The 17,601-nt window shown below is 62.6% G+C and carries 16 protein-coding genes and 1 pseudogene; 8 read left to right on the top strand and 9 right to left on the bottom strand.

Annotation, left to right across the window (positions count from 1 at the left end; all coding sequences use genetic code 11):
* The first annotated feature begins 251 nt into the window (after nucleotides 1–251).
* From rsmI to ASG19_RS05190, 4 genes are all read left to right on the top strand, one after another.
* Nucleotides 252–1,193 carry a 16S rRNA (cytidine(1402)-2'-O)-methyltransferase gene (gene rsmI / locus ASG19_RS05205; protein WP_062454056.1) on the top strand — a complete coding sequence of 314 codons (942 nt, stop codon included), beginning with the start codon at nucleotides 252–254 and terminating at the stop codon, nucleotides 1,191–1,193.
* 9 nt (nucleotides 1,194–1,202) lie between these two features.
* The gene (locus ASG19_RS05200; protein ID WP_062454055.1) at nucleotides 1,203–1,574 is read left to right on the top strand and encodes a YraN family protein; all 372 of its coding nucleotides are present in this window, start codon (nucleotides 1,203–1,205) and stop codon (nucleotides 1,572–1,574) included.
* A gap of 111 nt (nucleotides 1,575–1,685) precedes the next feature.
* The gene (gene gshB, locus ASG19_RS05195) at nucleotides 1,686–2,636 is read left to right on the top strand and encodes a glutathione synthase (protein ID WP_062454054.1); all 951 of its coding nucleotides are present in this window, start codon (nucleotides 1,686–1,688) and stop codon (nucleotides 2,634–2,636) included.
* 173 nt (nucleotides 2,637–2,809) lie between these two features.
* Nucleotides 2,810–4,342, top strand: a complete 1,533-nt coding sequence (locus ASG19_RS05190) for a YifB family Mg chelatase-like AAA ATPase (RefSeq protein ID WP_062454053.1) — start codon at nucleotides 2,810–2,812, stop codon at nucleotides 4,340–4,342.
* 36 nt (nucleotides 4,343–4,378) lie between these two features.
* Here the strand turns inward: ASG19_RS05190 and dut are convergent, their stop codons facing one another.
* The gene (gene dut, locus ASG19_RS05185; protein ID WP_062454052.1) at nucleotides 4,379–4,849 is read right to left on the bottom strand and encodes a dUTP diphosphatase; all 471 of its coding nucleotides are present in this window, start codon (nucleotides 4,847–4,849) and stop codon (nucleotides 4,379–4,381) included.
* Between the two features lie 90 nt (nucleotides 4,850–4,939).
* On the opposite strand from dut, the gene ASG19_RS05180 reads away from it, so the two are divergent.
* Nucleotides 4,940–6,520, top strand: a complete 1,581-nt coding sequence (locus ASG19_RS05180; RefSeq protein ID WP_062454051.1) for a peptide chain release factor 3 — start codon at nucleotides 4,940–4,942, stop codon at nucleotides 6,518–6,520.
* A gap of 2 nt (nucleotides 6,521–6,522) precedes the next feature.
* On the opposite strand, the gene ASG19_RS05175 is transcribed toward ASG19_RS05180, so the two are convergent.
* The 4 genes from ASG19_RS05175 to otsB form a co-directional block, all read right to left on the bottom strand.
* On the bottom strand, nucleotides 6,523–7,107 hold the full coding sequence (locus ASG19_RS05175; protein ID WP_062454050.1) for a YigZ family protein: 585 nt from the start codon (nucleotides 7,105–7,107) through the stop codon (nucleotides 6,523–6,525).
* Between the two features lie 49 nt (nucleotides 7,108–7,156).
* Nucleotides 7,157–8,095: a threonine/serine dehydratase gene (locus ASG19_RS05170; RefSeq protein ID WP_062454934.1), complete on the bottom strand. Its 939-nt coding sequence runs from the start codon at nucleotides 8,093–8,095 to the stop codon at nucleotides 7,157–7,159.
* Nucleotides 8,096–8,248: 153 nt separating this feature from the next.
* A complete protein-coding gene (otsA, locus tag ASG19_RS05165; RefSeq protein ID WP_062454049.1) occupies nucleotides 8,249–9,628 on the bottom strand; it encodes an alpha,alpha-trehalose-phosphate synthase (UDP-forming) in 1,380 nt (459 codons plus the stop codon).
* 35 nt (nucleotides 9,629–9,663) lie between these two features.
* Nucleotides 9,664–10,461, bottom strand: coding sequence for a trehalose-phosphatase (otsB, locus tag ASG19_RS05160; protein ID WP_062454048.1), 798 nt, complete (start codon nucleotides 10,459–10,461; stop codon nucleotides 9,664–9,666).
* A gap of 192 nt (nucleotides 10,462–10,653) precedes the next feature.
* Between otsB and ASG19_RS05155 the strand changes: the two genes are divergently transcribed.
* Entirely contained in the window at nucleotides 10,654–11,472 is an 819-nt protein-coding gene (locus ASG19_RS05155; RefSeq protein ID WP_062454047.1) for a class II glutamine amidotransferase, read from the top strand.
* Between the two features lie 3 nt (nucleotides 11,473–11,475).
* On the opposite strand, the gene coaBC is transcribed toward ASG19_RS05155, so the two are convergent.
* Nucleotides 11,476–12,681: a bifunctional phosphopantothenoylcysteine decarboxylase/phosphopantothenate--cysteine ligase CoaBC gene (gene coaBC, locus ASG19_RS05150; protein WP_062454046.1), complete on the bottom strand. Its 1,206-nt coding sequence runs from the start codon at nucleotides 12,679–12,681 to the stop codon at nucleotides 11,476–11,478.
* A 146-nt stretch (nucleotides 12,682–12,827) separates the two neighbouring features.
* Between coaBC and ASG19_RS05145 the strand changes: the two are divergent.
* Nucleotides 12,828–13,190 (top strand): annotated as a pseudogene (locus ASG19_RS05145) (glyoxalase superfamily protein); the annotation flags it as partial.
* Nucleotides 13,191–13,199: 9 nt separating this feature from the next.
* Here the strand turns inward: ASG19_RS05145 and ASG19_RS05140 are convergent.
* Nucleotides 13,200–14,072 (bottom strand): LysR family transcriptional regulator, encoded by an 873-nt coding sequence (locus ASG19_RS05140; protein WP_062454045.1) that lies wholly within the window; start codon nucleotides 14,070–14,072, stop codon nucleotides 13,200–13,202.
* A gap of 97 nt (nucleotides 14,073–14,169) precedes the next feature.
* Here ASG19_RS05140 and ASG19_RS05135 point away from each other — a divergent pair, with 97 nt between their 5' ends.
* The gene (locus ASG19_RS05135; RefSeq protein ID WP_062454044.1) at nucleotides 14,170–15,438 is read left to right on the top strand and encodes an MFS transporter; all 1,269 of its coding nucleotides are present in this window, start codon (nucleotides 14,170–14,172) and stop codon (nucleotides 15,436–15,438) included.
* Here ASG19_RS05135 and ASG19_RS05130 read toward each other — a convergent pair.
* Nucleotides 15,435–16,220, bottom strand: coding sequence for an ATP-dependent Clp protease proteolytic subunit (locus tag ASG19_RS05130; protein ID WP_062454043.1), 786 nt, complete (start codon nucleotides 16,218–16,220; stop codon nucleotides 15,435–15,437). The two genes, ASG19_RS05135 and ASG19_RS05130, sit on opposite strands and share 4 nt — an antisense overlap.
* Nucleotides 16,207–17,559 carry a hypothetical protein gene (locus tag ASG19_RS05125; protein ID WP_062454042.1) on the bottom strand — a complete coding sequence of 451 codons (1,353 nt, stop codon included), beginning with the start codon at nucleotides 17,557–17,559 and terminating at the stop codon, nucleotides 16,207–16,209. The genes ASG19_RS05130 and ASG19_RS05125 overlap by 14 nt, the downstream gene beginning before the upstream one ends.
* Nucleotides 17,560–17,601: the final 42 nt, after the last annotated feature.

The following is a 17,601-nucleotide window of genomic DNA, read 5'->3' as shown; positions in this document are numbered from 1 at the left end:
CTTTCGACCGTGGCGATCCGGCTGGCCGGACCACCTGATATTCTCTGCCGGCCATTGCGCAGCCGGAACATGTGGACGGGCAAAATGGCAGACATTCGGATGCGAAAGCAAGAGCAGAACGGACCCTGCGCCATTTGAATTGCTTGTTCATACCGCACTTGCACACAGAAAACGCAACGCGGCGAAACCGGACGCGCAAAACATCGCCGGCCTCTGCTTGCCGAAGTCTGCGGCCTCGACCATAACAGGCGATGACCCTCGACCAATCTTCAGAGCAATCCACCGAAATCGCCGCCGAACCCATCAAGGGACAGCGTGGCTATCGCGTCGGCAATACGTTCATCGCTTCCCGCCCCATCGAGCCGGCGCTCTATCTCGTCGCCACCCCGATCGGCAATCTCGGCGATATCACGCTGCGCGCGCTCGAAACCCTGTCCGGCGCCGATGTGCTGGCCTGCGAGGACACAAGGGTGACCCGCGTGCTCCTCGATCGCTACGGCATCGTCAACCGACCCTATTCTTATCACGAGCACAACGCCAACGAGGCCGGGCCGAAGCTGATTGCGGCGCTCGAAGCCGGCAAGTCCGTGGCGCTGGTCTCCGATGCCGGCACGCCGCTCGTGTCGGATCCCGGCTATCGCCTCGGCCAGATGGCGATCGATGCCGGTTATCGGGTCGTGCCCATCCCCGGCGCGTCTGCCCCGCTTGCGGCCCTCGTCGGCTCGGGCATGCCGTCAGATGCTTTCCTGTTCGTCGGGTTCCTGTCTTCCAAGGACAAAGCCCGCCGCGACCGGCTTGGCGAACTTTCAAAGATCCCGGCAACGCTGATCCTGTTTGAATCTCCCCATCGCATCGCCCACACGCTCGTTTCTGCAGCCGATGTCCTGGGCGGCAGCCGGCTTGCCTGCGTCTGCCGGGAACTCACCAAGACCTACGAGGAGTTTCGCCGGGGCACACTGGCCGAGCTTGCCGCGCACTATGGAGACGGCCACAACGTCAAGGGCGAGATCGTCCTTCTGATTGAACCTCCAGCACCCGAAGAGGCGCCGTGCGAGGTTGAGGTCGATGCCATCCTGCAGGACCTTTCCAAAACGCATCCGACCGCAAAGGCTGCGACTGAAGCGGCGCGGATCACAGGCCTGCCGCGCAAGGATCTCTATCAGCGTCTGATCGCCATAAAGAACGGGACCTGATGGATCGCGATGGCACAACGGGATGAGATCGGCGCCAGACGTCGCAAGGCAGAGCGCCGCGGCCATGTCTCGGAATATGTCGCTGCTGCCTATCTCCTGCTGAAAGGCTATCGCATCCTCGCCCTTCGCCACCGCACGAAACTGGGCGAGATCGATCTCATCGCCCGCAAGCGCGATCTCGTGGTCTTTGTCGAGGTGAAGGCTAGACGATCCGAGATGCAGGCGCTCGACGCCGTCTCCTTCGCATCTCAGAAACGGATCCGGGCCGCGAGCGATCTCTGGCTGCAGAAACGCAAGGACGTATCCGGGTTATCGCAGCGATACGACATCATCGCCGTCTTGCCGGGAAGGTTTCCGCGCCATTTCCAGGATGCGTTCTAGGCCTCTGGCAGCGCAGGCCCCATCGTCGGTCCTGCTGATTATCCGGGCCAAGGTTGCCTTTCGGGGTTCGTCGTCCTACATCAGGCGGGCCAATCCTAGGGGGCTGAAGTCATGGCGAAAATTCGCAAGGTCGCATTTCAGATGGACCACATTTCCGGCATCAACATTGCCGGCGATTCCACATTCGCCATGGCGCTCGAAGCGCAATCGCGCGGTTACGAGCTGTTCCACTATACGCCCGACCGCCTGACGATGCGCGACGGACGCATCTTTGCAGCTCTCGAGCCGCTGCAGGTGCGCGACATCAAGGGCGATCACTTTACCCTTGGGGAAAAGCAGCCGACCGATCTGTCGACGATGGATGTCGTGCAGCTTCGCCAGGATCCGCCCTTCGACATGGGCTACATTACATCCACCCATCTTCTGGAGCGCATCCATCCGAAGACGCTCGTGGTCAATGACCCGGCCTGGGTGCGCAACTCGCCGGAAAAGATCTTCGTTACCGAGTTCGCCGACCTGATGCCGCCGACACTGATCTCCCGCGACCCGGCGGAGATCGCCAAGTTCCGCCATGAGCTCGGCGACATCATCCTGAAGCCGCTTTACGGCAATGGCGGTGCCGGCGTGTTTCATTCCGCCCGCGATGATCGCAACTTTACCTCGCTTCTGGAAATGTTCGGCCAGATGTATCGCGGCGAGCCCTATATCGCGCAGGCCTACCTTCCGGCAGTGCGCAAGGGCGACAAACGCATTCTTCTCGTTGACGGCGAACCGGTCGGCGCGATCAACCGCGTGCCCTCGGAAACCGACAGCCGCTCCAACATGCATGTCGGCGGCCGTGCCGAGGCGACCGATATCACGCCGCGCGAAAAGGAAATCTGCGCCCGGATCGGGCCGGCTTTGCGCGAGCGCGGCTTCATCTTTGTCGGCATCGACGTGATCGGCGATTACATGACCGAGATCAACGTTACCTCTCCGACAGGCATTCGCGAGGTCAAGAAATTCGGCGGTGCTGACGTCGCGAGCCTCTTGTGGGATGCAATCGACGCCAAGCAGAGCTGATAACCGTTCACATTTGTTCTTGTTATACAACCTGATACAATTCGCCTTCGTCTCATGCGCGAAATTGTTCACTGCATGTTCTTGAAATTCACCGTCAATCGTGCAAGCTTTCAACCTGTGGCACGGTAGGCGGGAATATCCCCACCTTAGCTTGCGCATGTGGGCGGGTCGGAATGGTCGCGCGTATCAGAACGGTAGCATTTCAGGGCATCGAAGGCATTCCGGTCGATGTGCAGGTCATGATCGGCCCTGGCAAGCTCGGCATGCATATTGTCGGGCTGCCGGACAAGGCGGTGGCCGAAAGTCGTGAGCGGGTGCAGGCAGCCTTGCACGCCTCCGGCCTCGCCATGCCGCCCAAGAAGGTCACGGTCAATCTCGCCCCGGCGGACCTGCCCAAGGAAGGCAGCCATTTCGACCTCGCGATCGCCGTCGGCCTGATGGCGGCGCTCGGTGCCGTGCCCGCCGATATGCTCGCCGATTATGTCGTGATCGGCGAATTGAATCTCGATGGAACGCTTGCAGCCGTCGCCGGTGCGCTTCCGGCAGCCATCAGCGCCAACGCAATCGGAAAGGGGCTGATCTGCCCGGCAGAGAGTGGCGCGGAAGCGGCCTGGGCAGGCCCCGGCGTCGATATCTTGGCCCCCCGCAGCCTGATCGCGCTTGCCAACCATTTCCGCGGCACGCAGGTCATGTCGCGCCCTCAACCGGCCGTGCGCGCACCGCCCGCCAATCTGCCTGACCTTGTCGATATCAAGGGCCAGGAAAGCGCCAAACGCGCGCTCGAAGTCGCGGCTGCCGGCGGCCATAACCTCTTGATGGTCGGTCCGCCCGGTTCGGGAAAATCGATGCTCGCCGCCCGGCTTCCATCGATATTGCCGCCGCTATCGGCCACCGAACTGCTCGAAGTCTCGATGATCCACTCCATCGCCGGCCAGCTTTCGGGCGGAAAGCTGTCGGATCGGCGGCCCTATCGCATGCCTCACCATTCCGCCACGATGGCGGCACTGGTCGGCGGCGGTCTGCGCGCGAGGCCCGGAGAAGCCTCACTCGCGCATCACGGCATCCTCTTTCTCGACGAGTTTCCGGAATTCTCGCCCCAGGTTCTCGATGCGCTTCGCCAGCCGCTGGAGACAGGCGAATGTGTCATCGCCCGGGCCAATCACCGGGTGTCCTATCCGGCCAGCATCCAGCTCGTTGCCGCCATGAACCCGTGCCGTTGCGGTATGGCGGGCCAACCGGGGCATAGCTGCGCCCGAGGTCCGCGCTGCGCTTCGGATTATCAGGCGCGTATCTCCGGCCCGCTCATGGACCGCATCGACATCCGCATCGATGTCCCGGCCGTCTCCGCAAGCGATCTAATCCGCCCGGCGCCGGCAGAACCGAGTGCCGGCGTGGCAAGGCGGGTGGCGGCCGCACGCGACAGGCAAAGAGAGCGCTTCGAAGGCGAGGGCCAGTACACGGTTCTCACCAACGCGCGCTGCTCCACCGCCATGATCGAGAAATTCGCCGAGCTCGATGCGGGAGGGCTGCAATTGTTACGCGACGCGGCGGAAAAGCTGAAATTCTCCGCCCGCGGCTATCATCGGGTCTTGCGGGTGGCGCGGACGCTGGCCGATCTCGACGCGAAGGATGGTATCGGCAGAATTCACCTCGCCGAGGCGATCTCCTACCGCATGGCCGGGGAGCGCCCCACGGTATCCGCCTGATTGACCTAGATCGGTGTCACAGGATTCCGGCAGACGTCAGACGCCGGTGGATCCGAACCCGCCGGCGCCGCGTGCCGTCGCACTTGCCTCGGAAACTTCGACGACCTGCGCCTGGACAACGGGCGCGATCACCATCTGCGCGATCCGCATGCCGCGGGTAATGACGAAGTCCTCGTCGCCCAGATTGACCAGCAAAACCTTCACTTCGCCGCGGTAGTCGCTGTCGATCGTGCCCGGCGTGTTGAGGCAGGTGATGCCGTTCTTGAAGGCAAGCCCCGAACGCGGGCGGATCTCCACCTCGAACCCGGCGGGGATCTCGAACACGAGACCGGTCGGCACCAGGGCGCGCTTGCCGGGTGCGATGGTCAGCGGCTCGCCATCGGTCACGGCGGCACGCAGGTCCATGCCGGCAGCGCCTGATGTTTCGTAGGCGGGCAGATCGAGGTCCTGCCCGTGCGGAAGACGCAGGACATTGAGGACGGGTGAGGAGGGGGCTCGAATGGTCATTGGCCATTACTTTGCGCCGCAGCGCGGCAGGTCAATTGCAATGGCGGGCTTTAGTCGCTAGATACCGCGGCAATTCACAGGATATAAAAGATGGCCGAAACCATTGCAGAGGCGGTCTCCCGCCGCCGCACATTCGCGATTATTGCGCATCCGGACGCGGGCAAGACAACGCTGACGGAAAAGCTGCTTCTGTTCGGGGGCGCCATCCAGCTCGCCGGTGAGGTCAAGGCCAAGAAGGATCGCATCCAGACGCGGTCCGACTGGATGAAGATCGAACGCGAACGCGGCATCTCGGTCGTGACGTCGGTGATGACGTTCGAATATGCCGACAAGGTCTTCAACATTCTCGATACGCCCGGCCACGAAGACTTCGCGGACGATACCTATCGCACGCTGACGGCGGTCGATGCGGCGATCATGGTCATCGATGCTGCCAAGGGCATCGAGCCGCGCACGCTGAAGCTGTTTGAAGTCTGCCGCATGCGCGACATTCCGATCATCACCTTCATCAACAAGATGGACCGCGAAAGCCGCGACATTTTCGAAGTCCTCGACGAGGTCGAGGAGAAGCTTGCGCTGGATACGGCGCCCATCACCTGGCCGATCGGTCGTTCCAAGAGCTTCTGCGGAACCTACCACCTGGCCGATAATCGCGTGCGTGGTCCAGACAGCGAGGACGCGATCTCGGTCAACGGACCGCAGGCCGTCGCCGACCGCCTGCCGGAAAACGAACGCGCGGCCTTCGTCGAGGAAGTCGAACTGGCGCGGGAAGCCTGCCGCCCGTTTGACAGGAAGGCCTTTCTCGAAGGTCAGATGACGCCGGTTTTCTTCGGCTCGGCGCTGCGCAATCTCGGCGTCCGGGATCTGATCACCGCACTGGCCGATTTCGCGCCGCCGCCGCGTGACCAGGTCGCCGATATCCGCACCGTGCATGCAAGCGAAGACAAGATGACGGCCTTCGTCTTCAAGATCCAGGCCAACATGGATCCGAACCATCGCGACCGTATCGCCTTTGCGCGTATCTGCTCAGGCAAGCTGGAGCGTGGCATGAAGGCAAGGCTGGCGCGGACCGGCAAGCAGATGGGCCTCACGGCGCCGCAGTTCTTCTTCGCCTCGCAGCGTCACATCGCCGATACCGCCTTTGCCGGTGATGTCGTCGGCATCCCCAACCACGGCACGCTTCGTATCGGCGATACGCTGACGGAAGGCGAAAATCTCGTCTTCCAGGGCGTTCCGAACTTCTCGCCGGAAATCCTGCGCCGCGTGCGTCTGGAAGATGCGATGAAGGCGAAGAAGCTGAAGGAAGCCTTGCAGCAGATGGCAGAAGAAGGCGTCGTGCAGCTGTTTTCCCCGGAAGACGGATCGCCTGCCATCGTCGGCGTCGTCGGCGCGCTGCAGCTCGACGTTCTCAAAGAGCGGCTGTTGGGAGAATATACGCTGCCGGTCTCGTTCGAAATGTCCCGCTTCTCCGTCTGCCGCTGGATCTCGTCGGATCAGCCGGTGGAGCTTGATAAGTTCCTGACCGTCAAGCGCGGCGACATCGCCCGCGATCTCGACGGCGATCCGGTCTTCCTGGCGCAGGACTCGTTTTCGCTGCGCTACGAGTCCGAACGCTTCCCGGCCATCAAGATGGTCGCGATCAAGGAATATCACGTCGCCAAGGCGGCGTGATTTCAATCCACTGATAGCTCCGACCTGCCGCTGGTGAGGTCGGAGATCAGCCTTGAGATGATGTCCTGCTCGGCTTCCGGTATCTGGATCCGCAGCTCGGCACCTGTATCTGTGAACACTTCCTCGGTGATCTTCACGTCCTCGATCGACTGCAGCCGGGCTTTCGTTCTTGCGAGGTCGGAAAACTCGATGCTGACGGCACCCATCAACGACGGCTTGACTTCAATAAGCGGGGCCCCCCTCAGACAGGCGGCCGCCGTGCCGCCATAGGCACGCACCAGGCCACCGCTGCCGAGTAGGATGCCGCCGAACCAGCGGGTCACGATGACGACCGCCTTGTCCAGCGACTGCCCGTCCATGGCCGCCAGGATCGGCTTGCCCGCCGTCCCGCTCGGCTCGCCATCATCGGAAAAGCGATAAGCTGATCCAATCCGCCAGGCCCAGCAGTTGTGAGTGGCATCTGTAACGCTTTGCAATGCGATAGCGTCTTTCGCTTCACCCTCGCTCGCGACGGGAACCGCGATCGCCAGAAAGCGGCTCTTCTTGATAACCTGCTCGAATGTGGCCGGCTGCTCTAGCTGAAACATGGTCTCAGCATTATCGCCGCCGCATCGCGAAGGGAAGTGGGGCGCACGCTCAGCCGAAATCGACGGCCGTCGTGTTCGATCCGCACACCAGCACGCAAACGCGCTCACCCGGTTGCGGACGGTATTTGCCCGACAAGACAGCCGCAAACGCTGCCGCACCACCCGGCTCGGTCACCAGCCGTGCGCCGGACCAGAGCGCCTTCTGCGCGTTCAGAATGTCCTCGTCGGTCACGAGAACCGGCGGCTCGATGAATGCCTGGGCCACCGGAAACATCAGCTGCCCGACCTGCCTTGGCGCAAGCGAATCGGCCGCGATACCGCCCGCCGGCGCATCCACGGGGCGGCCTGCCTTAAAGGCGTCGTAAAGCGTCGGCGCGCGGTCGGATTCGACGGCGACGATCTTCACCCGGCCGCGCATCCAGGATGCGATACCGCCGATCAGTCCGCCGCCGCCGACAGCCACCAGCAACGTCGTGATATGCGGCAGGTCTTCCTCGATTTCCTTGCCGAGCGTACCTTGTCCCGCCAGCGTTTCCGCCTGGTCGAACGCATGCACGGCCATCGCCCCGGACTGCGCGACATACTTCTCGCTGGCAGCAAGCGCATCCGCATAGCGGTCGCCGCCGATCACGAGCTCTGCGCCGTAGGAGCGGATAAGATCTATCTTCGCCTTGGAGGCGACGCTTGGCACAAAGATATGCGCGGGCACACCGAGTTTGCGGGCCGCATAGGCAACCGCTGCCCCGTGATTGCCGCCGGATGCCGCAACCACACCCGCCGCCTGCACCTCGCGGCCAAGAAGATTGGTAAAGGCGCCGCGGACCTTGAACGAACCGGAATGCTGCAACTGCTCGAGCTTGAGATCGACTTGGCATGGTTCGGCCCCGAAATCCTGCATGTCTACCCGCATCGTCGGGGTGCGGCGGATATGCGGACGGATCAGGGTTTCGGCTTCGGCAATATGTTCTGCTGTGACTGCGACCGGCATGAAGACCTCGAAATGAATTGGCATCAATCCGCAGGTCGCGAAATGATGAAAAGGCAATGGGATCTATTCAGCGCATTGGCGGCGGCCGGTCAATCCGCCTCGCTCGAGGTAAGTTGAAGCCGCCCGGCATTGCGGGGCGGCTCCAGCGGATACTCAGTCCTCGATAAGGTCCTTGAGGAAGTCGTCGCACCAGCGATTGATGTCGTAGGTCAGCAGGTGGTCCATCATCATCTGCCAGCGCTGCTTGCGCTCGTCGAGCGGCATGCTGAGCCCGCGGGCGATGGCATGCGCCGTTCCCTCGATGTCGTATGGGTTGACCAGAAGCGCGCCGCGCAGCTCGCGGGCCGCTCCGGCAAAGCGTGAAAGCACCAGCACGCCCGGATCTTCCGGATCCTGCGCCGCCACATATTCCTTGGCGACAAGGTTCATCCCGTCGCGCAGCGGCGTCACGAGGCCGATCTTCGCCAGCCGGTAGAGCCCGGCAAGAACCGGGCGCGGTACCGATCTGTTGATGTAGCGGATTGGCACCCAGTCCACTGTGCCGATCGCCCCGTTCACGCGGCCAGCCTGTTCGGCGACCATGCGCTGCATCTGCTCGTACTCAGGCACTTCGGACCGGGATTTCGGCGTGATCTGCAGATAGGTCACCTTGTTGTGGTGATCCGGATTGGTGGCGACAAACTGCTCGAAGGCGTCGATACGCTGTGTAATGCCCTTGGAATAATCCAGGCGGTCGACGCCGATGATGAGGTCCTTGCCCTCGACGCTCTGGCGCGCCTTGCGCACCATCGCGTTCTTTTCGGCCTTGATCGCGAATTTGGAAAAGATCTCGGTCTCGATCGAGATCGAATAGGCGCCGCCCTTGAAGGTGCGCCCGAAGGTCGAGAACTTCTTGCCGCCGTCGATCCGCTCGCCGATCCCTTCGCGCACCAGCCCGCCGCCGAAATTGTCCAGATCGAAATCCGTCTGGAAACCGACCAGGTCATACTGCGAAAGACCGCGCATGATCTGCTCATGAACCGGCATGGTGAACAGCACGTCGGCTGGTGGCCACGGGATATGCAGGAAGAAGCCGATCTTGTTCTTGAAGCCCATCTGGCGAAGTTCGGCTGCCAGCGGGATCAGGTGGTAGTCATGCACCCAGATGATGTCGTCTTCCTTCAGAAGCGGCGCAAGCTTCTGCGCAAAGAAGCGGTTCACCCGGAAATAGCCGGCCATTTCCTTGCGACCGTATTCGGCCAAGTCCATCCGGTAATGGCAGATCGGCCAGAGCACCCGGTTGGCAAAGCCGTGGTAATATTCCTCGACGTCGGTGTCGGTGAGATCGGTCAGCGCATAGGTGATCGCGCCATGCTCCTGCATCTCAAGCGGGCCGGGTTCCTCGTTGCCGCTGGAATTGCCGGACCAACCCATCCAGATGCCGCCGCGTTCCTCAAGGGCTGCCTGCAGGGCTACGGCAAGGCCGCCGGCAGGTGCCGCACCGGTCTTGTCCGGAACGGTGACGCGGTTCGATACGACCACTAGACGGCTCACGATATTTCCTTTCGAAAATGCATTCTCAAATCAGTTCAGGCTACGGCAAGCTTGGCGATCAACGCGCGCAGTTCGGCGGCCGATCCCAATGTTGCCGACGCGACGGTGTCGGCCGCGATATCGGAAATACGGATCGAGTGGCCGCCCAGCTTGTTGGCAACCCTGAACATCGCTTCATCAGTTACATCGTCACCGATCGCGATCGGCAACCGGCCGGCAAATGGCTCTTCGCTGAGAAAAGCCCGCAGCGCATCGCCCTTGCTGGCGCGGGCAGGGCGGATTTCCACCACCATCTTGCCCCGCTGCAGAGTGAAGTCGGATCCTGCCCGCTCGCGATAGCGTTCCATCGCCGCCTCGACTTGCCCCTGGAATGTCGGCGCCTGTCGGTAGTGGGCAGCCACGGCGAGACCCTTGTCCTCGACAAGAACGCCCGGCCAGGCTGCTGCTTCCTCGGCAAGGCTTGCTTTCAGCGCCTCGAAATCAGGACCTGGCGTTACCCGCTCGATCGCTCCCGACATCGATCGTCTTTCCGCCCCGTGCAGGCCGGCAATCGGAAAGACATGCGGCTTAAAAAGCTGATCGGCGTAGGGCAGAGCCCGACCCGTTACCAGCGCCACGGCACCGCTCAGTTTCGCGGAAAGCCGGGTCAGATTCTCGGCCAGATCGTCAGGCACGACGATACCATCAGGCGTATCCGCGATGTCGATCAGCGTGCCGTCAATATCGAAGAAAACTGCCCATTTCCCGGGCTGGTTCAGCACTTCGTGCAGAATGTCGGTGCCGTCAGATGTGTTCGTATGCGCGTCGGCGCTCGATTTTGTATCATCAACCATGCAGCTTCATTTAGGCTTTGAAGCCGCCGCGACAACAGGCTGAGGCAACATTGCGTTGCAAAACGTGATGGGGAAGGGGCCACAAAACTGTCATGGCGGCCCATAATTCATGTTTCATTAACCCTATTTCGAGACGCTTGATTTTTAGCGGTTCCGTGCGTTTGCAGGCAAAAGAGTGGAGCAGATAGACAGATGTGTCGTTGGGCAGCGTATCGGGGCGAACCGCTTTATCTGGAAGAACTGGTTTCTTCGCCCGCCCATTCCCTGATCGAGCAATCCCACTGTGCGACACGCGCAAAGACCGCCACCAATGGCGATGGGTTCGGCATCGCCTGGTATGGCGACAGGCCTGAGCCCGGCCGCTACCGGGACATCCTTCCGGCCTGGTCCGACTGCAATCTGCGCAGTATCGCACGGCAGATCCGCTCCCCGCTGTTTCTTGCGCATGTTCGCGCCGCAACGACAGGCGCCACCCGGCGCGACAACTGTCACCCCTTCGTCCACGGCCACTGGTCCTTCATGCACAATGGCCAGGTCGCGAGCTTCGAAGCGATCCGCCGGCCGCTCGAAAGCCTGTTATCGGACGAACTGTTCTCGGCCCGGACCGGATCGACTGATTCCGAACTTCTCTTCCTGCTGGCGCTGCAATTCGGCATGGATACCGATCCCTTGGGTGCGATGGAAAAGGCGATCGCCGCCGTCGAAGACATCTCGATGGAACGGCTTGGCACGGCACTCGTGCGCTTCACCGCATGTTTTTCCAACGGCCGCCAGCTTTATGCGGTGCGATATGCCACGGATCACAAGCCACCGACCCTCTATGCCGCACCGATGACGGGCAAGGGGTCGGATGCGGATGGATCAAAGACCGGTTACTGCCTGGTGTCCGAACCTTTGAACGACGAGGCCGATACCTGGGTAGAAATTCCAGACGGCAGCGCCGTCAAGGTCTGCCCGGATGGCATGCAGGCACTGCTCTTCCAGCCGCAGGCGCTGTCGAAGGCCGCGTGATCCTCATGCGAGCCGGGCCGCTATCAGCTCGGCGAGCCGCATCGCAACCTCGTCCTTGCCGAGATCGGGCCACGCATCGATCGCGGTCTCGCTGATGATCTTCACCTGATTGCGCATGCCGCCCATGACGCCGGTCTCAGGCGAGACGTCGTTTGCAACAATCAGGTCTGCACCCTTGCGCTGAAGCTTCGATCGCCCGTTTTCGTCCACATTCTGCGTCTCGGCGGCGAAACCGACGACAAGTCTGGGGCGCTTGTCGTGATGCCCAACGGTCTTGAGGATGTCGGGGTTTTCGGTCAGCATCAGCGGAGCCGGTGCTTCGCCCGGCATTTTCTTGATCTTCTGGTCGGCGGAGGAAGCGACCCGCCAGTCGGCGACGGCCGCCACCATGACGGCGATATCGGCGGGGAGACGGCTTGTCACGGCCTCGAGCATCTCGGCCGCCGTTTCCACATGCAGCGTCGTGACGCCATCGGGATCGGGGATTGTCACCGGGCCTGAAACGAGTGTCACATCGGCACCGAGTTTCGCCAGCGCCGCAGCAATCGCATGGCCCTGACGGCCGGATGAGCGGTTGGCGATGTAGCGCACCGGATCGATCGGCTCATGGGTGGGGCCGGAGGTCACGATGGCGGTCTTGCCGGCCAGCGGTTTCGGCGAAGCATCCAGCAGCGCAATCGCCGCGGCAGCGATTTGCAACGGTTCTGCCATCCGGCCGGCGCCGGCCTCGTTGCTCTCAGCCATCTCGCCAACCATCGGCCCGATCACATGGATGCCATCGGCCTTCAGTGTCTCGGCATTGCGTTTCGTCGGAGGAGCCGCCCACATTTTCGGGTTCATGGCAGGCGCCACCAGCACGGGCAGATCGGTCGCAAGAAGCACGGCGCTTGCCAGGTCGTCCGCCATTCCATGGGCCATCTTTGCCATCAGGTCGGCACTTGCGGGTGCCACGATCACGAGGTCCGCGTCGCGCGCCAGCCGGATATGGCCGACATCCTGCTCGTCCTCGCGCGAAAAAATCTCCGTATAGACATGGCCGCCCGACAATGCCCCGACGGCAAGCGGCGTCACGAACTCCTGGGCTGCCCTGGTCATGACCGGTCGCACCGAGGCCCCGCGTTCGCGCAGCCGCCGGATCAGGTCGAGGCTCTTGTAGGCCGCGATGCCGCCGGAGATGATGAGAAGGATGCGCTTGTCTTTGAGTTCCATAGCCCGCCCGCTTTCGAAGTGACCGGAAGCTAGGGTTTTGTTCTTGAACATGCAATCGTCCTGCAGCAAGAGTGGTGAAACTCCGATGAACGGCGGTCGCAATGAATGATTTCAAGTCGGTCGAACCTGCCTCAAGCCAGACCCTGATCCAGCCCGCCATCCCGATCTTCCGCATTTTCGATGTCGGCAAGGCGATGGAGTTCTATTGCGGGTTCTTAAGCTTCAGCGTCGATTGGGAGCATCGCTTCGGCCCCGACGCACCGCTCTATTGCCAGATATCGCGCAGCGGCATGCTGATGCATCTGTCCGAACATGCGGGCGATGCCTCGCCGGGTGCCCGCGTGTTTGTCCCCATCACCGGTGCTGCAGCGCTCCACAGGGAACTCAATGCCAAGGACTACGCCTATATGCGGCCGGGGCTGCACCAGGCGCCCTGGGGTTTGGAGGTTTCGGTGACGGATCCGTTCAGCAACCGCATCACCTTCTGCGAACGCGAGATCAAAGGCTAACCGGTCGGCCTAGACCAGTTCGAACAGGTTGAGCGCGATCGGGGAACGCTGTGCCTTCATGACGGCGATCCCCAGCCGCGCCACCGGTCCCGGTCCCTCGATCGGCCGGTACACCACGCCCTCGATGGCAATCTTCGTGATCGAACCCGGCACGATCGATACGCCCAGCCCTGCCGCAACCAGATTGACCACGGACGGGATCTGCGGCGCTTCCTGCGTGACGTTGAGCTCGAACCCGGCATCGCGGCAGGCGCTGAGGATATCGTCGAACAGACTGAGACCCACCGTGCGCGGAAACAGCACGAAAGGTTCTCCCGCAAGCGCGGCAATCGGCACTGTCGTGCGGCTGGCAAGCTCATGGTGCGCCGGCAGTGCGATCAGCATCGGCTCGTCCGCCAGACGTTTCAGCCTCACCGCCTTCGGGTCTTCCAACCCTGGACGGATAAAGGCGGCGTCGATCTCGCCGCGTTCCAGTTTCTCGATCAGCCAGTTGCTGTTCATCTCCGCAAGCGACAGCGCAACGCCCGGCCACTCGCTCCGGAAACGCCGGATAGCGCCCGTCACGACCGGGTTGAAGGCGGCAGACGCGGTAAATCCCAGCGCCAGCTTTCCTGTCTCGCCGCGCGCGGCACGCCGGGCAGAAAGTTTCGCAGCCTCTGCGGCCGCAAGCGAGGCCCGCGCTTCGGGCAGAAACGCTGCGCCGGCCGCAGTCAGTTCCGCACCATGCGGCACCCGGTGAAAAAGCGCTGCCCCGATCTCGGTTTCCAGATCGCGGATCTGCTGGCTGAGCGGTGGCTGGCCAATACCAAGCCGTGCCGCAGCCCGCGTGAAATTCTGCTCCTCGGCGACAGCGAGGAAATAGCGGATATGCCTCAGTTCCATCGGTATCTGTAAAACCTATCGAGAACGCCTGCGCCATATATTGGATTAATGGGAACCGACTGGCTACCTTTGATAGAGCTGAAAGGTCGAATACCCTATGCCCGCCTCCGCATCCCTGAACGCCGATTTGTCCGCGGCACCGAACGGTCAAACTCTTGCAGAAGAGGGGGAAGGGGAGAAGCTCTATCTTGTCCGCGGCACGCCTGCCTATGGGAGAGCAAGCCTCGCCTTTTTCATGTCGGGCTTTTCAACTTTTGCGCTGCTCTACTGCGTCCAGCCGCTCATGCCGATCTTCGCGCGTGACTTCGGCGTCAGTCCGGCGGCAAGCTCGCTGTCCCTGTCGCTGTCGACGGGCTTTCTGGCGGTCGCCATCTTTTGCGCCGCCGCCGTTTCGGAGCGGTTCGGCCGCCGCAGCCTGATGTTCGTGTCCCTGCTCGGCGCCTCGATCTGCACCATCGCCTGCGCCGCCCTGCCCAACTGGAACCTGCTTCTGATCATTCGTGCGCTGGAAGGCCTGTTGCTTGGCGGCGTTCCGGCGGTCGCGATGGCCTATCTGTCGGAGGAAATCGATCCGAAAGGTCTTGGCGCCGCGATGGGTCTCTATATCGCCGGCAACGCCTTTGGCGGCATGGCTGGGCGTGTCGTCACCGGGGTTCTGGCGGAATATTTCTCCTGGCGTCTGGCGCTTGTAGGCATGGGCGCGCTCGGCATCGTCGCCGCCATCGGCTTTCTCGTTCTCCTGCCGCCTTCGCGCAACTTCGTGCCGCGCAAATCCAACCTGCGCTATCATGTCGATGCGTGGCTCGGTCACCTGAACCATCCGGCACTGGCACTTCTGTTTGCCATCGGTTTCCTGCTGATGGGCGCGTTCGTCACCATCTACAATTACATCGGCTTCCGGCTTGTGGACGCACCCTACAGCCTCGATCAGACGGAGCTCGGGCTGATCTTCACGGTCTATCTGTTCGGCATCGTCGCGTCCTGGACCGCCGGTATTCTTGGAGATCGCTTCGGCCATTTCGCCGTCATGCTCACCGGTATCGTCCTGGCTTTTGCTGGTGTCGTCATCACACTCGCCACACCGCTGCCGCTGATCATTCTCGGCATCGTGCTGCTCACCTCCGGCTTCTTCATCGCCCATTCGGTGGCAAGCGCTTTGGTCGGCCGCATGGCAAAAGGCACCAAGGGACACGCCTCCTCGCTCTATCTTCTGGGATATTATCTGGGCTCGAGCGTCGCCGGCTCGGTGGGCGGCCACTTCTGGAGCGCCGATGGCTGGTGGGCCGTATCGGCCTTTACCGGGACCATGCTGGCGCTCGCGCTCGCGGCAGCACTGCTGTCGCGCAGTATCACGCAGCGAAGCTAGCTCTTCTTAGCGGACGCGTTGACGGCGGGAGCCGGCGACGTCGTCAGTTTGAAATCCGTCATTTCCTTCGGCGTCAGATAGTACAGCCGGTCCGGCGGGGTCTCAAGTGCGTGCAGCCAGAGGCCGGAGCCGATCCCCATCTCCTCCAGATGTCGCGTCACGCGTGCGGTCGTCGCCTGTGCGCCGGACATCGCCTCGTCGGCGCTCGGCCTGTTGCGGCCGCCGTTGAACACCTGGTGCACGCCGATCACCGCATCCTTTTGGGCTACCCGCGTGACACCGCCGGCAAACACGATGGGGCAGGAGGAAGCACAGAGCCCCTTGGTCACCACAAGCGTGGCAAGCTTCTTCTCGCGGATCAGCTTCGACATGGCGATCGCGTCGCCCACCGAGCCGCCGGGGGAGTTGAGCGACACCGTCTTCACATATTCGCCGCGAGCCTCGATCTCGGTCGCGAAGCGCTCTGCAGCACCCGGCTCGATCGCCCCTTCAGCCTTCAGAATGCCACCCGTCGTCAGGTTGAAGGTCATCGCCTTGCGCAGCACGTCCGCCGGGCTTGACGGCTCCACGGGCGGTGCCGCCGGGCGGCCCTCGGTCAGCGCCGGTGGCAGGACGGGATCCGTCTCGCGCATCGGATCGTACCCCGGGCTCTCGGGCTTTGCGGTCGCGATCTCGCGAATGTCGGTCACCAGGAAAATGCCGGAAATGCCGAGCATGAGATAGAAGACGCCGCGCAGGATGACACCGTCGTCGAGCCGGCGGATTGCCTCACCGATCCTCATGGCTGCGGTCCCGGCGCGTTTTCGGATCGAGACTGGTGATATTGGTATTCTCGTCGGCCTTCACCTCGTCCGCCTTCAGCTCGGCCAATCGGGCATCCTCCTGCGATGTCTCGGGCTTTTCCATGGCGGCGGTCGCCTGTTCCACGCTCATGCCGCTGGCACTGACGGCGCGCTGGACTTCGAGCGCCTGCAAAAGCTCGGCAGCGGTAATGCGCTCGGCAAACGGAAGCGGGTCCTCCTGTCTCCGGATCGCGCCATGCACGACGGCCAGGATGAACACCATCACACCCGGCAGAAGGTCGATGGAGATCGCGCCGGCCCAGGCGGGAATAAAGTCGCCGGCATATTCCAGAACGGCGCCTGCCGGCGAAAGCGGCACGAAGCGCCGTTCTCCGACAGTCGGACGCGACAGGATTTCGTCGGCAGCCTTGGCCAGCGCCTTGGATTGCGCGCTCACCGAAGCCTTCACCGTCTCCATCACCTGGTTCTGGCGGTTGACGAGGTCCGGCGCTGCCCCATCCGGCACCGGCGCAATAAAGCCGATCGCGAGATCGTCTGCCGCACGACGGATCGACGGCGCGATCGAGGTCTGCGAGAGCGAGGACACGACGCCCGTCAGCGCCACGGCCTCGGTCGAGAACTGGTCGGCGCGGGGTCCGATATCGCCCGGCGCCGAGACCAGCCCGCGCATCGCCTCAAGCCGCTTCTGGCCCTGTTCGAAAAGATCGGCCACCTGTTCGCGCGACCCGTTGATATTGCCTTCCAGCGATTTCATCTGGGCCGACATCTGGGTGAGCAACTGCACCACGCTGCCGGAGCCGGTGGTGCCGGTCAGCGAACCGGACTGGCGCTCGACACCCGCAAGCTGTGAGAACCGCTCACCGGCACGCTGGATATCCGGCAGCAGGCTCTGCGCCGCAATCGCGTTCTGGTGGGCGCGGTCAAGATCGGCCGTATAGGCTTCCACGGTTTCGGAAAGGTGCTGTTCGACGGCAGACGAACCGGCAAGTGCCGCGGCGTTGAGCCAGCTCGACATCGCCATGATCATCACGGCGCCCGCGGCCATCACCGCCAGCATCGCGGTCCGTCCGGTTCGCGAGGTGACATGCGGATAGAACCGCGCCATGTAGGACCAGAAGGCGTAGATGCCGACCGACACCGACACCGAATAGATGATCGCGGCAAAGAACACCGCCGTCGGCGAGCCGTCGAGAATGGTGCGGGCACCGAGATAGGTGTAGACGCCCGATGCCAGGGCCAGCACTGCCAGCGCAAAGCGCGTCATCGTTTCGACGGCAACAACGCCGTCCTGCAGCCGTCGGGAAGCGCCAAGCGCCATGGGCAAACTCCAAATGGCCACCTGGGGGGCACGCGAAAGGAC

Source organism: Rhizobium sp. Leaf306 (genome assembly GCF_001423425.1).
Taxonomy (GTDB): Bacteria; Pseudomonadota; Alphaproteobacteria; order Rhizobiales; family Rhizobiaceae; genus Neorhizobium; species Neorhizobium soli.
Note: the sequence above shows the minus strand (reverse complement) of the source record. Positions and strands in the feature narration are given on the sequence as shown.